14 protein-coding genes are annotated in these 14,033 nt (G+C 44.0%); 7 read left to right on the forward strand and 7 right to left on the reverse strand.

The features are described from left to right. The first annotated feature begins 93 nt into the window (after positions 1 to 93). Positions 94 to 228 (forward strand): hypothetical protein, encoded by a 135-nt coding sequence (locus R7P35_RS02355; protein WP_017635854.1) that lies wholly within the window; start codon positions 94 to 96, stop codon positions 226 to 228. A 127-nt stretch (positions 229 to 355) separates the two neighbouring features. Here the strand turns inward: R7P35_RS02355 and R7P35_RS02360 are convergent, their stop codons facing one another. From R7P35_RS02360 to R7P35_RS02370, 3 genes are all read right to left on the reverse strand, one after another. Then, positions 356 to 970, reverse strand: coding sequence for a glutaredoxin domain-containing protein (locus R7P35_RS02360; RefSeq protein WP_005385185.1), 615 nt, complete (start codon positions 968 to 970; stop codon positions 356 to 358). A 43-nt stretch (positions 971 to 1,013) separates the two neighbouring features. Then, entirely contained in the window at positions 1,014 to 1,871 is an 858-nt protein-coding gene (locus R7P35_RS02365; protein ID WP_042521505.1) for a DMT family transporter, read from the reverse strand. A 464-nt stretch (positions 1,872 to 2,335) separates the two neighbouring features. Then, on the reverse strand, positions 2,336 to 3,307 hold the full coding sequence (locus tag R7P35_RS02370; protein ID WP_136976480.1) for a porin: 972 nt from the start codon (positions 3,305 to 3,307) through the stop codon (positions 2,336 to 2,338). 609 nt (positions 3,308 to 3,916) lie between these two features. Here R7P35_RS02370 and R7P35_RS02375 point away from each other — a divergent pair. Then, complete coding sequence (locus tag R7P35_RS02375) at positions 3,917 to 4,975, forward strand: porin (protein ID WP_042521502.1); 1,059 nt, start codon at positions 3,917 to 3,919, stop codon at positions 4,973 to 4,975. Between the two features lie 220 nt (positions 4,976 to 5,195). Further along, positions 5,196 to 5,810, forward strand: a complete 615-nt coding sequence (locus R7P35_RS02380) for a fumarylacetoacetate hydrolase family protein (RefSeq protein WP_017635857.1) — start codon at positions 5,196 to 5,198, stop codon at positions 5,808 to 5,810. Here R7P35_RS02380 and R7P35_RS02385 read toward each other — a convergent pair. From R7P35_RS02385 to R7P35_RS02395, 3 genes are all read right to left on the reverse strand, one after another. After that, on the reverse strand, positions 5,807 to 6,118 hold the full coding sequence (locus R7P35_RS02385) for an AzlD domain-containing protein (RefSeq protein WP_042521501.1): 312 nt from the start codon (positions 6,116 to 6,118) through the stop codon (positions 5,807 to 5,809). The two genes, R7P35_RS02380 and R7P35_RS02385, sit on opposite strands and share 4 nt — an antisense overlap. Further along, complete coding sequence (locus R7P35_RS02390; protein WP_042521500.1) at positions 6,118 to 6,828, reverse strand: AzlC family ABC transporter permease; 711 nt, start codon at positions 6,826 to 6,828, stop codon at positions 6,118 to 6,120. The genes R7P35_RS02385 and R7P35_RS02390 overlap by 1 nt, the downstream gene beginning before the upstream one ends. A gap of 79 nt (positions 6,829 to 6,907) precedes the next feature. Continuing rightward, on the reverse strand, positions 6,908 to 7,735 hold the full coding sequence (locus tag R7P35_RS02395; RefSeq protein WP_005385198.1) for an AraC family transcriptional regulator: 828 nt from the start codon (positions 7,733 to 7,735) through the stop codon (positions 6,908 to 6,910). A 229-nt stretch (positions 7,736 to 7,964) separates the two neighbouring features. On the opposite strand from R7P35_RS02395, the gene R7P35_RS02400 reads away from it, so the two are divergent. Together R7P35_RS02400 and R7P35_RS02405 are read left to right on the forward strand one after the other, a co-directional pair. Continuing rightward, positions 7,965 to 8,597: a LysE family translocator gene (locus R7P35_RS02400; RefSeq protein WP_005375522.1), complete on the forward strand. Its 633-nt coding sequence runs from the start codon at positions 7,965 to 7,967 to the stop codon at positions 8,595 to 8,597. Between the two features lie 79 nt (positions 8,598 to 8,676). Then, on the forward strand, positions 8,677 to 9,099 hold the full coding sequence (locus R7P35_RS02405; protein WP_005375519.1) for a GNAT family N-acetyltransferase: 423 nt from the start codon (positions 8,677 to 8,679) through the stop codon (positions 9,097 to 9,099). A 98-nt stretch (positions 9,100 to 9,197) separates the two neighbouring features. On the opposite strand, the gene R7P35_RS02410 is transcribed toward R7P35_RS02405, so the two are convergent. Continuing rightward, positions 9,198 to 10,892: a phospho-sugar mutase gene (locus tag R7P35_RS02410; protein ID WP_213904535.1), complete on the reverse strand. Its 1,695-nt coding sequence runs from the start codon at positions 10,890 to 10,892 to the stop codon at positions 9,198 to 9,200. A gap of 330 nt (positions 10,893 to 11,222) precedes the next feature. On the opposite strand from R7P35_RS02410, the gene coxB reads away from it, so the two are divergent. Together coxB and ctaD are read left to right on the forward strand one after the other, a co-directional pair. After that, positions 11,223 to 12,386 carry a cytochrome c oxidase subunit II gene (gene coxB / locus R7P35_RS02415; protein ID WP_017821602.1) on the forward strand — a complete coding sequence of 388 codons (1,164 nt, stop codon included), beginning with the start codon at positions 11,223 to 11,225 and terminating at the stop codon, positions 12,384 to 12,386. Continuing rightward, positions 12,383 to 14,014 (forward strand): cytochrome c oxidase subunit I, encoded by a 1,632-nt coding sequence (gene ctaD, locus R7P35_RS02420; RefSeq protein WP_042521496.1) that lies wholly within the window; start codon positions 12,383 to 12,385, stop codon positions 14,012 to 14,014. Before coxB ends, ctaD begins: the two co-directional genes overlap by 4 nt. Positions 14,015 to 14,033 lie beyond the last annotated feature (19 nt).

Raw genomic sequence — 14,033 nt, forward strand, 5'->3', positions numbered from 1 at the left:
TAATTACAAAATAAATGTGACCCTGGTCTTGTTTTTATCTAGTTGTGGTGTAAAATTACAACATAGTTAAGTCAATACATTCAGGAGAAGGTCATGGGTAACGAACTTGGTGGTGCTTATATTGGCCAGATGATTGCAAAAGACGCGATGCACAAAGCGCTTTACGGTAAAGCGAAGAAGAAAAAAGCTTCTGTTTTTGCTCGTGTTATTAAAAAACTGGCGAAATAATTTAAAAAGCCCTGATTGAAAAATCAGGGCTTTTTGCTTTTCTCTGTTTTGTTGTTAGTAAGTAGCCAACATATTGCACAACATTGGCAAAACGCTACTCAAAGACTGATGACATTTAAATCTAGAATTACGCGGATTGGCTTGGTATCTCCACAACATTGTTAGGCACTTTATCTAGCCCCTTTGCTGATAACCACTTTTCTAAATCGTCAGCGCCTCCAATATATTTTCCATCTAACCAGATTTGCGGCACTGTTACCGGTGTTTTTTCGCCAATGATGGCTTTTACTTCAGGAATCATACGGTATAAGGCGGCGCTGTCTTTAACTACATCATGGTACTCATACTGAACGCCAGCCTCGTCAAGTAATTGTTTGGCTTTGACACAGTAAGGGCAAGTTGCTTTACCATAAACAATGTTACCTTTTAGCTCATCGCGTTTTACCCACTCAGCAATAACAGACTGTACAAGCACACCCCGATTCAATGCTTCTCCTTGACTGATAACTTTCCCTTCGACAAGAAGAATGGGTGCATGCCAAGCTCCAGCTTTTAATGGTTCCCACCAGTGCGATAACCAATCTTTTACTTCAAGTTCAACGGGCACATCGGCTAGTTCGTTTTCAAAAGTATCCTTTAAAATATCTTTGGTTAATGTACATTCACCACAAGGAATATTGACTTTGAATGGGCCCCAACTACCAGCCCAGCGATACAGTGTAATTTTGATTGGTTGACTCATATGGGTTCCTCATTTCCTTTCCTGAAAATATAGAACTTTTAAATTAGATTTTTCTTTCAACTAACTTTGTCTTTTTCGCTTCCCAATGCGTAATAAACGCAATAGATGCAATAATAATCGCAGCACCTAACCATAAACGACCAGGTGGCACCCAACCAAACACCAACCAACCAGCAACAACATTCAAAGGCAGTTTGGCGTGATCAAATGGTTGCACAAATGAGGCGTCTGCTACTGCATATGCTTTAACGATAGCCCATTGAGCGAGTGCTGTAAGTGCACCTGCGGCTAAAAGCACACCCCATATCGTCCACGTATCTGGCATAGTAAACGTCGGTATCGCTAACAAGATATTAAATGGTGTTATCAGCAGCAATAAATAGACAACCATGGTTGAAGGCGGATCGTTTACCGACATTTTTTTTACCATTAATGAATACGCTGCCCAGAAAAATGCGGCGCCAACAGGGAGCAGGGTCGCCCATGTAAATGAGTCTGCCCAAGGCTCAAGAATGATCATGGCACCAACAAACCCCGTCAATGTCGCTAACGAGCGTGCAGTACCTACTTTCTCTTTGAGTAACAAGCCAGAACCAACTGTGGCAAATAACGGGGAGGTCATGAGAAGTGCAATACCTTGCCAAATTGGAACTGGGTAAGCGAGAGCCCATAACCAAAGTTGAATCCCGATAACAGAGAGAAAAATGCGGAATGCATGCCAGCCAAAGTGTTGGGTTCTTAAAGAACGTCTAATCCCAAGTGTACGTAGGTAGGGCAGAATAACAAATAAGGCGATTGCATATTGGAATAACGCAAATGTGGTGGAGGAGACACCAAAGTTGATGCTAGCAATTTGGGCGAAGCTGTTCACTATGGCGAATGCCAAGCCAGCTGTTAGCATCCAGGACGCACCTTGAACAGGATGATGATTCAATTGAAAAATTCCAGTTTGATAGAGGTGGCGGGATCATACGTCCTATTGTTTTTCGCGCCAATAAAAAAATGCCTCCCAGAGGGAGGCGACATTACCAATTCAAAGGACGTGCCTGTTATAACAGGTACAAAGAACGAGAAGCACAAACGCTGCCATGCATTTGCATAAATAATATTGCAGAACACGTGCCAACTTTTATGTTTTTGATTTTAAATGGTTTTTTGGTTTTTCTATGTTGTCGATTAGATGAAATGCACTAACTTAGTGATCAATCGCATTAAAAGAGGGCAGAAGTAGGCGTCGTTACGCTCGTTTTTCATTGCTGAGCGATGCTTCGATAGTGTGAAAACTTATCGAGTTGTGTTGGGTTAAATAAAAAATGGCCAGCAAAGGTGCTGGCCAAGTGGACTCGCTCTTAGGACAAGAGTGAATTAGAAATCGTAACGTACGCCTAGGCGCAGTGTATCTTCGCCTTCTGTTACTAGACCTGTTGTTGCATCTTTTGCTTCATCAAGTTGGTTGATGTAGTAAGACAGGTAAGTACGGAAGTTGCTGTTTAGTTTGTAGTAACCAACAAGCTCGATACCTTCAACTGTGTCGTACTTTGAACCGTTGTCTGGATCATTCTCTTGAGCTGTGTATAGAGCTGCAAGTGTCACTTTGCTTGCTACTTTGTAGCTTGCGACTAGCTCGTAAGCCGTAAAGTCTTCAGAGTCAGTCAGGGAACCTTGAGAATAAGTACCTGCTAGGTAAAGGTTGTCCATCGAGTAAGCGATACCACCTAGAATTTGATCTTCAGAGTTATCTTTATCTACATCGCCACCAGAGTATGCAAGACCAAAGTCGAGGCCCATTGGTAGTGAGTACATTCCAGAGATGCCGTATTTATCTTCGTTATCGCTAGAGTTTGCTTGGTAGGTTGCTTGAAGTTGTAGTGCATCAAACGCACCACGGTATGCGAAAACGCTGTCTTGCTTATCAGACGACGAATCAATAACTTGCTGAACACCAGAGAATTCTGTGATATCCGTCATGTCAGAGATGATGACTGCAGCCATGTCTTGACGACCTACAGAGAAAGCACCGATATCAGAGTCGACGCCTGCATACATGTAGCGGTTTTTGAATTCACTCTTGCCCGTTTTTTGTTCGGCTTCGTAAACACCGAAAGCAGAAAGGCCGTTGCCGATGTCTGTTTTACCTTTTAGGTTAAGACGAGCACGGCTTTTATCTTCCATGGAACCTTCAATTTCAGCACCGTCTGAACCGATGAAGTCACCACGAAACTCAACGCGGCCGCCAACTTTTAATTCAGTACCGTCGTTTTTGTATACAGTTGCTGCGAATGATGGTGCTGATACCAATGCTGTAAGAATTGCAGTAGTTAGTGCTGCCTTTTTCATTTTCTTATTACCCTAGTTGTAATCGATGGGCTTTCTTGCCCGATGTGTTGATGACGCTAAGGTAAAGGCTGAAAATGAAAGATAGATTTCTGTTAAGTTATGATTTGATTGCACTTTTATTGCTGGAAAGAATAAGTGCCCCTTCTCATACCACTTATAAAAAGAAAGGTTTATCTTTTTTGAGGTTTTTTCCTCTCCGTTGAAGACTGTGTTTTTTTCAAAAAGTTCCTGAATTGTTTCTTGACCCTAAATGTAAGTAAACATTTCAATTTGGCAGGGAAGTTTGGCCTAAAAATAGCGAATCATCAGCTATTTGTGAGCTAACTCTCTCTAAAGCATTTCTTATTGTAAGGTTTTTATTTCTCGATTTCTTGAAGGCTAAGTAAACGATTGCTTTTTAGGTTTTGTCTGAGATCTTTTCACTCGGTTGTCAGGAACTAATCAAATAAAGTGTCGGCAGTTGTTACACAAAGGTAAAACTAATCTGGTGGAAACGATGCCTCGGATAGCCTTTGTATTCCTCTCTTTGTTCATCATTTCGTTTTTACGAAAGTGAACCAAAGCCGGGTCTAAAACTGACTAACCAACTAATAAGTAATGGATTTAGAAATGAATAAAAAATTATTAGCAGCGGCAATCGCGGCAGCAACCTTCGGTACTCAAGCAGTTGCAGTGGAACTATATAATAACGATGGCACAACATTTTCGATGGGCGGCCACGTTTCTGTTAATTTAAATGGATCAGAGCAAGGTGACACGGATGTGGGTACTAACTCTCCTCGTATCAATATCTCTGCGACACAGGATTTGGGTAATGGCTTCACCGCAGACGCACGTGGTGAATGGGCGCTAAACTACTTAGACGGTGGTGAAGAGTCGTTTAAAACTCGTCTAGGTTACTTAGGTATAACGCATGAGGTTTATGGTCGTGCAGTAGGTGGTACGCAATGGTCACCTTACTACGATGTCGCAGGTATTGCAGATATGCCAATCGCGTTTGCCAACGACTTCATCTATGACGATCATGGAAACCTTGGCACTGGCCGTGCGGATAAAATGCTTTCTTACCGTAATGCCATCGAGCTGGGTGAAGCGGGTGTGATCAACTTTGGTCTTGGTTGGCAGGGTGCAAACGATGATTACACGCGCAACGATGCTGGAGTTATAACTGGCGGTGCTAAATACGATGACCGTGTGCAAGCTGCGCTTTCTTACTCAATCATGGGCGCTAAAATCGGTTACTCTTACAATGGCGGCGATTTCCAGCACCCTGCATATGCAGGTAAGCACACGGCGGAATCACACGTTGTATCAGCATCTTACGGTGCGTACGGCCAAGGCCTATTCCTTGCTGCGGTTTATGGTTCAAACGAAAACATGAACTTCAGTGCAAAAGGCGACCGTTTAGAAGAAAGTGATGCGTACGAAGCGATCATCGCATACGCTCTAGCAAACAGCCTAAACTTGAGTGTTAACTATGAGATGGTGGAAGGTAAAGAGTTTAAGAGCTCTAAAACAGAAACTGCTCGTGAAGAAATGGCACTACAAGCAGAATACAACTTCACGCCTAAATTTGTTGGTTACGCGGGTTACCAGTTTGACCTAAATGACGACAATGGTCGTGAAACTGATGACAAATGGGCGTTAGGTGCTCGTTACTACCTATAATAGGATTTAGCGAGAACTATTATTCAGCTCATTGATCTAAAGCCAGCCTCGTGCTGGCTTTTTTGTCTATTTGTTTTACAAATACTTTGCTGTTTCAATTAGATGATACAAAACTCAAAACGGGGTGAATGTCTTATTTTTTACACTAGAGGTTGCTATTTAGTGTCGTTAAGTCAATAGGTTAGATTATGATGGGATTTTTGTTTTGCAGGGAAGAATGATGAGTGTTATTCAAGTTGAAGAAAAGAAAGTAGAAGTGGGTAAAGTGCTTTGTGTTGGACGAAATTACGTTGAACATATTCATGAGCTTAATAATGCAATGCCTGAGCAAATGGTGGTATTTAATAAACCCGCAACTTCCGTATCAACAACTCTGCGTTCATTCCATCAAGAGCCCCTTCATTATGAGGCTGAAATCTGCTTTTTGATCAAGGATGGACGTTATTCAGCGGTTGGTTTGGGATTGGATCTGACCAAGCGTGGTTTGCAATCCTCGCTTAAAAATCAGGGGTTGCCGTGGGAGCGAGCTAAGGCATTTGATGGCTCTGCTGTGTTTAGTCGGTTTGTCTCTTTGGATAACATTGATATCAATGACCTTAACCTTGAGCTCTTAATTAACTGTGTTCGTGTACAAAAAGGTCACGTTAACCAAATGCTCTATCCGCCGCTAACTATCCTGGATGAATTAACCAGTTACACAACACTTCAAGATGGCGATGTAGTGATGACTGGTACACCAAAGGGCGTTGGTGAGGTACATGAAGGTGACATCTTCCTTGGTCGATTAAAGTGTGGCGATGTCACCTTGTTGGAGATTGAGTGGTTGGCGGATTAAAGCCAAATTCGCAGAATGAGAAATACCACCATACTGATAACCGTCGTTAAAAGAACATTTTTAGTAAAATAAGCGATTAAAGAAGCCAGTACGGCAGCCAGTAAAAATGGGTTTTGCACATTGACGCTGAGCTCCCCATCGGGAATGAAAACGATAGGTGCCCAGATCGCAGTCAGTACTGCGGGGCTAGCGTAATTGAGTACTTTTTGAGTGCGCGTCCCTAATCGCAATGGCAGCTTGGGTTCTAAAAACAAGTAGCGGCTGGTGAAAACAAGTACCGTCATCAGTAAAATAGCCAACATGATCATTAGCGTTTCTCCTTTACTTGTTCCACAAAGTAACCAGTAAGCATGGCTAAAATGCTCGAAATCATCAAACTTCCCTCAATTTGATAATAGGTTAGGGCAACCGAGCTCACCAAAGCTACAAGAACACTCGCGAGCACCGCTGCATTTTTAATAGTCGGAACTACAATTGCGATAAAAGTTGCGGCCACAGCAAATTCCAAACCCATTTCGTTCAGTTCAGGGATTAGACTTCCCGCAATAATGCCCGTCAATGTCGCGACATTCCAAAACAGGTAAAAACTCAGACCAGCCCCAAGTGCATACCAGCGATTAAATTGTTTATCGGAATGGTGGCCTACAATCGCAAACAGCTCGTCAGTAAGTAAGAAGCCGAGTGATAATCGCCATTTTAGAGGGAGCGGTGAAATTTTACTGCGCATCGATACACTGTAGAGGAAGTGTCGAGAGGTGATAAAAAACGTTGTCAGTAACATGGTCACTAGACCTGCTCCCGTTTTAATCATTCCCATCGCGACGAGCTGTGCAGAACCTGCGAACAAAATGGCGGATAGTGCTTGTCCTTCCAAAGGGTGAAGCCCAGTATCAATTGCGAATGAGCCTGCGAGTAAGCCCCAAGGGAGCACTGCGATACTCAGAGGCATCATCGCAAGTGTACCTTGCCAAAATAGCGTGGCTTTTGATTCTTTTTGTAACGGCAAAGTGTGGTCCATAGTTTCTTCTTATTTATTCCTAAATCAGATTACCAAGATAGCTCGGTAGTCGCATAACGCCTTGTACAATATTGCTGCTTTAGCTGTGACGGACGTATTGGCCGGGAGTGACGCCCATGGCTTTTTTAAAGTGTCGATGCAGATGGCTCTGATCATGGAAGCCACATTCTTGTGCCACGTCTGAAATTTTTTGTCCCATTTTTAATAGCTTCTTCGCCATACGTAAACGTTGCTGAATTTGATAGGCATGAGGCGGAAAGCCAAATTGCTTTTGAAACTCTCTCAGCAGATGAAAAGGGCTTAATCCAGACAGTTTCGCGAGTTCTTCTAGTGAGACGTCCGTTTGTGGAAAGTCTTCCAAAAATTCTCTGACTAGCTGCACTTGTCGTTGAGCTCTGGTTGATTCTTTCAGTGGTGCCCGATGAGTGCTGTGTTTACTGGCTAGCTTGATCAACGTGCCGTAAACCAAAGTTTCTCTCAATAAACGGTTGTCTGATTTTTCTAGTGTTTCAAATACCAATCGTAACTGACTAGCCAGCTCAGGATCGTAAACCACAGGTTGAGGGAAATAGGGCAGAGCTACATTTGGTGAACCAAGCTCTTGTCCTAAAGTTTGAAACTGCTGAGGTACGGGGTACATTGCTTTGTATTCCCAGCCGCCTTCCGAGGCTGAATGCCCGTTGTGTACTTCATCTGCATTAACAAGGATGATGCTGTCCTGTGGCGCGATATGATTCCCGCCCGTCCTAAAAAATTGTTGTGCCCCTTTTTCGATGACACCAATAGTGTAACCTTCGTGGCTATGGCGTGAAAAATTCTGCTTCTCATACTTTGCATCGAGAAGCTCTAAACCTCCGAGCTCTTGAGCTATCTTGAAGGTAGCGATTTCCTTATTCTTTTCTTTCATCTTTATCCGGTCTGCTCAAGAAAATCATTTTAGAAGTGTAACGGATCCATCGTGCTTATTTTTGTACAAAATTGCTATTCGATTTTGATAAACAGGCGAATTGATTGCTATTTCTCATATGGGCAAACTATGATTTTTATTTTTTGAGTTATCTTGGCTATTTTGGGCTGGATGATGTCATTTTGTTGGTATAACATTCGCCGCCTTGTTGTAGAAAAGCGGTTCCATCATGATTGATTTATCTGTACTTCCTGTTTATCTCACCGCAGTAGTGGCTTTGTTGCTGTTACCAGGGCCCGATATGTTGCTGATAGCGAGCTCTAGTATGAGTTACGGTAAGAAGGTCGGTCTTTTTGCTAGCTTAGGCAATGCGACGTCTGGTGTTATTCTTACTTTGCTTGCTGCGATGGGCGTATCTACCCTGATTGCCATGAGCCCAATAGCCCTTAAAGTCCTTCATCTACTAGGTGGCGCTTACTTGTTAAAAATGGGTTGGGACTGCTTACGAGCTGAGGCATCTTCGGCTCCAGAGCTTGATGGTCAAAACAAAATGGCATCAACTTATTATCAACGTGCTTTGATGAGTAATTTGCTCAACCCTAAAGCCTTAGTCTTTTTTGTGATGTTTTTGCCGCAGTTTGTCTCAAGCAATATCACGGCATCTTCTGGTGAGCAGATGCTAGCGCTAGGGTTATTGTTGAACGTTCTTGGCTTGTCATTCAATTTATTACTTGTTGGGTTAGCAGGCACATTGGGCAAAGGGCTGCTCGAGAACGAAAAATTCCGCACGTATCAACATAAACTAATGGGGTTAGTGTTTGTTATTCTGGCGTTGTGGATGCTGAGTAGTTTCGCCTTGTAAAGTTATCATATTCCATCAGAAAGCCAGCAATTGCTGGCTTTTTGTTTTAGGATATTGGTGTTTCCTAAGGAGAGGGTATATGAAGCTTGAATTTTGTTTAAATCCAGATCAAACAGACCTTGATTTTGTTCGTGAAGGTATTCGATCTTATAACCGACTGCATTTACCTGAAGGGGAAGTGCATGCTGTAGGCTGTTTCGCAAAAGATGAGAATGGCAAGATCATGGGTGGCTTGACTGGCGAAATGTTTAAAAATACGGTATTTGTTGAGTTTTTGTGGGTAGACGCTGAAAGTCGAACCTCTGGTCTCGGTAGCCAATTAATGTCGATGCTAGAACAAAAAGTAAAGCCTCATGGGGTTACCCATGTTTATTTGGATACCTACAGCTTTCAAGCTCTTGAGTTCTATCTCAAATTGGGTTTTGAGAAAGTGGGGCAGTACTCAGGCTATCCTGCAGAGGGCATCCACAAGTACTTTCTACAAAAGGAAATTGTAGGCTAGGGAAAGCACGGGTTAGCTTGACTTGTTCTAGTGAAAATCAAAAAAGAGGCGCGAATTTGCGCCTCTTGTTGTATCAAATATCTATGTTTCTCTTTGACTTACAAACTTTGCTGGTGCGCGTCGATAAGTTCGTTCATCTTCGCTTCTGCTGCTTGCTGTGCTTGTTCATAGCTCATATCCGCAGGGAAGAGGTTGATGACTTCGTAGTAACATTTTAGTTTTGGCTCAGTACCAGAAGGACGAACAATCACGCGAGATTGATCTTCTAGGTGATAAATCAATACGTCACTTGCTGGTAAGTCAATGGATTCTTCAGAGCCGTCGTCAAACATGCGAACCGATGTTTTAAGATCTTCGGTTACTGCAACTTTTTTACCAGCAATCTCTGTTGGTGGATTGGCTCGGAGTTTGTCGCCGATTGGTGGAGAGTTCGGGTCGAGAGCGATGCTGCGTTGTGCGTTGAAGTAGAAACCGTGCTCGCGGTACAGCTCTTCCAGTTTATCCCACAGTGTTTTGCCTTGCGCTTTAAGCTTGCCTGTTAGCTGTGAAAACGCGACGATTGCAGATAAACCATCTTTATCCCACACCTTGTTACCCACGGTATAACCGAGCGCTTCCTCATAAGCAAACAAGAATGGGTTGGTTTCTGTCTCTTGTTCCATGGCAACGTTAGTAAGCCATTTAAAGCCAGTTAATGTTTGATAGTATTGTGCGCCATGCGCCTTAGCGATGCTGCTCAGCATTCTTGAGGATACGATGGTGTTGCCAACCAAAGCGTTAGGTTGCTGTTCCAGCAAGTAATCGCCAAACAGTGAGCCCACCTGATCACCTGTTAGCATTTGATACTCGCCATCTGGGCGTTTAACTGCCACGGCAAAACGGTCCGCATCTGGGTCGTTCGCGCAAGCGATATCGGCATCTACGGACTTACCTAATGCCATCACCATATCCATGGCACCGGCTTCTTCAGGGTTTGGGAAGTTGACGGTTGGGAAGCTTCCATCAGGTTCGCGTTGTTCCTTAACACTTGCCACTTTTTGGAAGCCTGCGTCGGCAAGTAGCGTTTCCGCCATATTCGCGCCAACGCCATGCATTGCGGTGTAAGCAATAGATATATCGGTATTGTTGTCAGGAGCAAGCAGCGCGTTTTCATTCATTGTCTTACGGTAAGTTTGGTAGTAGTCGTCTTCCAACCAAACTAACAAACCGTGCTGTTTTGCATCATCGAGAGACATTAAAGGTAATGGCTTCGTTGTTGCGTCATCAATTTTCGCTGCGATTCCAGAGTCGTGTGGAGGAATAATCTGTGCGCCATTTTCCCAATATACTTTGAAGCCATTGTATTCTGGTGGATTGTGGCTGGCAGTAACAACAACAGCGGCCGCAGCATTCAATGTACGGACACCAAACGCAACAATTGGGGTTGCTGCAACGTCATACGTTAGGTAAACCTTGATACCAAGGGCCGTCAGTACGGATGCGGTATCATGCGCGAATTGTTTTGAATCGGGACGACCGTCGTAGCCAATAACGACACCACGACTCGCGGCACCTTTGACTTGCTCAAGCAAATAGTTCCCTAAACCAGTGGCGGTCTCTTGAATCACCAAGCGGTTCATTCGGTTTGGACCTGCGCCCACTTTGCCACGTAAGCCTGCAGTACCAAAGGCAAGGCGTGAGCCAAAGCGATCAGTAAGCTCTTGTTCATTGTTCGTATCGACGAGGTGTTGTAGCTCTTCACGAGTCTTAGGATCAGGGTCTCGTTTTAGCCATTGCGTAATTAGTGCTGTCATATCAATCATTCCTTAGTAGGGGGAGCCTACTTTCTTGGACACTTCGTTTGGTAAGTATCTCAATGTTTTCTTTTAAATCAATGTAAATGGTTCTCAATTACATTTCAAAGAGGGCAATCGATAAACCGAATTAATTTTTCTTATCCGAACAAAATTTAATCATATTTAATTTCTTGAAGAACCTTGGAACTATAACTAGCCTTTTAACATAAATATAACAAACCGTGTCGAAATCGTAGTTTTTGTGATTTTTCGTAAAGTTGTTCGATATTTGCATCGGGACGCAAGGAAGCTCGCGTAGGCGTAGCGGCTGAGCAGAGGAGAGATCTTTTGAAAAGATTAACGACTACTCTAGCCTTATCACTGAATGTGATTTTAATCACATTTTCCTCTTTTGGTTGGTCAAAGGAAAATGACTACAACATGACAAAAGGGGTCACAGAGATAAGTGGGCAAGTGTATGAATTACATATGCTGATTTTCTATATCTGCTGTGTAATTGCTTTGATTGTTTTTGGTGTGATGTTCTATTCCATCTTCCGCCATCGCAAGTCAAAAGGAGCAGTTGCCGCACATTTCCATGAAAGTACAAAAGTGGAAATTATTTGGACGGTCATACCCATCATCATTCTTGTCGCTATGGCGATTCCCGCAACAAAAACTCTAGTAGCAATGGAAGACACAAGCCAATCGGATATCACGGTCAAGATCACAGGCTCGCAATGGAAATGGCATTACAGCTATTTTGGTGAAGATGTTGAGTTTTTTAGTTTGCTTGCCACCAGCCAAAAACAAATTGATGGAATCGAAGCTAAAGGCGCGCATTACTTACTGGAAGTAGACAACCCTTTGGTGTTGCCTGTGAATCGCAAAGTGCGTTTTTTGATGACTTCTGATGATGTCATTCACTCTTGGTGGGTACCGGACTTTGCCGTCAAGAAAGACACCATTCCAGGTTTTATTAATGAAGCATGGACAAGAATTGATGAGCCAGGCGTATATCGCGGCCAATGTGCGGAGCTATGTGGTCGTGCACACGGATTTATGCCAGTGGTGGTGCATGCGATGGAAGAAGAAAAGTTCGATGAATGGCTAGCGAGTAAGAAGCAAGAACTCGCACTTCAAAAAGCGGCGGCACAAGAAGCGCTCTCTCAAGACTTATCTATGGACGAATTGATGTCGCAAGGCGAATCGATATACACGGCGCGTTGCGCTGTGTGTCATCAGGCAAATGGTGAGGGGATTCCGGGTGCATTTCCCGCGATTAAAGGCAGTCCTATTGCAACCGGAGATGTTACAGAGCACATAGATATTATTGTCAACGGTCGCCCTGGTACCGCAATGCAGGCTTTTTCTAATCAGTTAAGTGACAAAGAAATTGGCGCGGTTATCACATATCAACGAAATGCATGGGGCAACGATACTGGCGATACAGTGCAAGCATCCGATGTGAATGCCTTTAAGGCACAAGGCAGTGCTAAGGAGGAAATATGAGTAAGCCAATAGATAAGGCAGTGAAGTCTGCGCCAGCAGAAGCCAGTGCGAACAGTACCATTGCGATTGATGATGGTCACGAGCATCATGCACCCCTGGGCATCACTCGTTGGTTGTATTCTACAAGCCATAAAGACATAGGCACCCTCTACCTTTGGTTTAGCTTTGCGATGTTTCTAACAGGTGGTGCGATGGCTATGATCATTCGTGCCGAACTGTTCCAGCCAGGGCTACAGCTAGTCGATCCGCAGTTTTTTAATCAAATGACCACGGTACACGGTTTAGTAATGGTATTTGGTGCGGTGATGCCAGCATTTACGGGTCTTGCTAACTGGATGATCCCGATGATGATCGGCGCTCCAGATATGGCGCTACCGCGCATGAACAACTTGAGCTTTTGGATCTTACCTTTTGCATTTCTCATCTTGTTGAGCTCGTTGTTTTTACCTGGCGGCGGTCCTGATTTTGGTTGGACGTTTTATGCTCCGCTGTCCACGACTTATGGCCCGGATAGCACTGCGCTGTTTGTATTCTCTGTTCATATCATGGGTATCAGCTCCATTATGGGCGCGATCAACGTTATCGTGACGATCGTAAATATGCGAGCTCCGGGAATGACTTGGTTCAAGTTACCAATGTTTGTTTGGACTTGGCTAATCACCGCTTTCTTGTTGATCGCGGTTATGCCGGTACTAGCGGGTGCGGTGACCATGGTTCTTACTGACAAATATTTCGGGACTAGCTTCTTTGACGCAGCTGGTGGTGGTGACCCGGTAATGTTCCAACACATCTTTTGGTTCTTTGGTCACCCAGAAGTGTACATCATGATTTTACCGTCGTTTGGAATCATCTCCGCCATTCTGCCTGCTTTCAGTGGTAAGAAGCTGTTTGGTTATCATTCGATGGTTTACGCGACGTGCAGCATTGCATTGTTATCTTTCCTTGTGTGGGCGCACCACATGTTTACCACGGGGATGCCAGTTTTTGCTGAGCTCTTCTTCATGTATTGCACTATGCTGATTGCGGTACCAACGGGGGTTAAAGTCTTTAACTGGGTTGCCACCATGTGGCGTGGAGCTCTGACATTTGAAACGCCAATGTTGTTTGCCATTGCCTTTATTGTGCTGTTTACCATTGGTGGCTTCTCGGGACTGATGTTGGCGATTGTGCCGGCGGACTTCCAATATCATGACACTTACTTCGTAGTTGCCCATTTCCATTATGTGTTGGTATCTGGTGCGGTATTCTCGATCATGGCAGCGGCATACTACTGGCTACCTAAGTGGACGGGTAATATGTACGACCACAAGCTGAGTTTATGGCATTTCTGGTGCTCAATTATTTCCGTCAATGTCCTGTTTTTCCCAATGCACTTCCTAGGCTTAGCGGGCATGCCAAGACGCATACCGGATTACGCCATTCAGTTTGCTGATGTTAATCAAATAGTATCAATTGGTGGGTTTGCATTTGGGTTGTCACAACTGATCTTCTTATGGTTGGTGATCAAGTGTATTCGTGGCGGGGAAAAGGCTTCTGCAAAACCGTGGGAACGTGCGGAGGGCTTAGAGTGGACAGTGCCAAGCCCTGCGCCACATCATACGTTTACTACACCGCCTGAGATTGACTAGCAAAGAGTGGGGTGAGTGA

Source organism: Vibrio sp. Vb0304 (assembly GCF_033338995.1).
GTDB lineage: Bacteria > Pseudomonadota > Gammaproteobacteria > Enterobacterales > Vibrionaceae > Vibrio > Vibrio alginolyticus.

Bases quoted from the DNA above. Each gene is read 5' to 3' on its own strand.
- R7P35_RS02390 (WP_042521500.1), bottom strand. From the start codon at position 6,828: ATGGACCACACTTTGCCGTTACAAAAAGAATCAAAAGCCACGCTATTT.
- R7P35_RS02380 (WP_017635857.1), top strand. From the start codon at position 5,196: ATGAGTGTTATTCAAGTTGAAGAAAAGAAAGTAGAAGTGGGTAAAGTG.
- R7P35_RS02375 (WP_042521502.1), top strand. From the start codon at position 3,917: ATGAATAAAAAATTATTAGCAGCGGCAATCGCGGCAGCAACCTTCGGT.
- R7P35_RS02360 (WP_005385185.1), bottom strand. From the start codon at position 970: ATGAGTCAACCAATCAAAATTACACTGTATCGCTGGGCTGGTAGTTGG.
- R7P35_RS02365 (WP_042521505.1), bottom strand. From the start codon at position 1,871: ATGCTAACAGCTGGCTTGGCATTCGCCATAGTGAACAGCTTCGCCCAA.
- ctaD (WP_042521496.1), top strand. From the start codon at position 12,383: ATGAGTAAGCCAATAGATAAGGCAGTGAAGTCTGCGCCAGCAGAAGCC.
- R7P35_RS02400 (WP_005375522.1), top strand. From the start codon at position 7,965: ATGATTGATTTATCTGTACTTCCTGTTTATCTCACCGCAGTAGTGGCT.
- R7P35_RS02385 (WP_042521501.1), bottom strand. From the start codon at position 6,118: ATGATCATGTTGGCTATTTTACTGATGACGGTACTTGTTTTCACCAGC.
- R7P35_RS02355 (WP_017635854.1), top strand. From the start codon at position 94: ATGGGTAACGAACTTGGTGGTGCTTATATTGGCCAGATGATTGCAAAA.
- R7P35_RS02395 (WP_005385198.1), bottom strand. From the start codon at position 7,735: ATGAAAGAAAAGAATAAGGAAATCGCTACCTTCAAGATAGCTCAAGAG.
- R7P35_RS02405 (WP_005375519.1), top strand. From the start codon at position 8,677: ATGAAGCTTGAATTTTGTTTAAATCCAGATCAAACAGACCTTGATTTT.
- R7P35_RS02410 (WP_213904535.1), bottom strand. From the start codon at position 10,892: ATGACAGCACTAATTACGCAATGGCTAAAACGAGACCCTGATCCTAAG.
- R7P35_RS02370 (WP_136976480.1), bottom strand. From the start codon at position 3,307: ATGAAAAAGGCAGCACTAACTACTGCAATTCTTACAGCATTGGTATCA.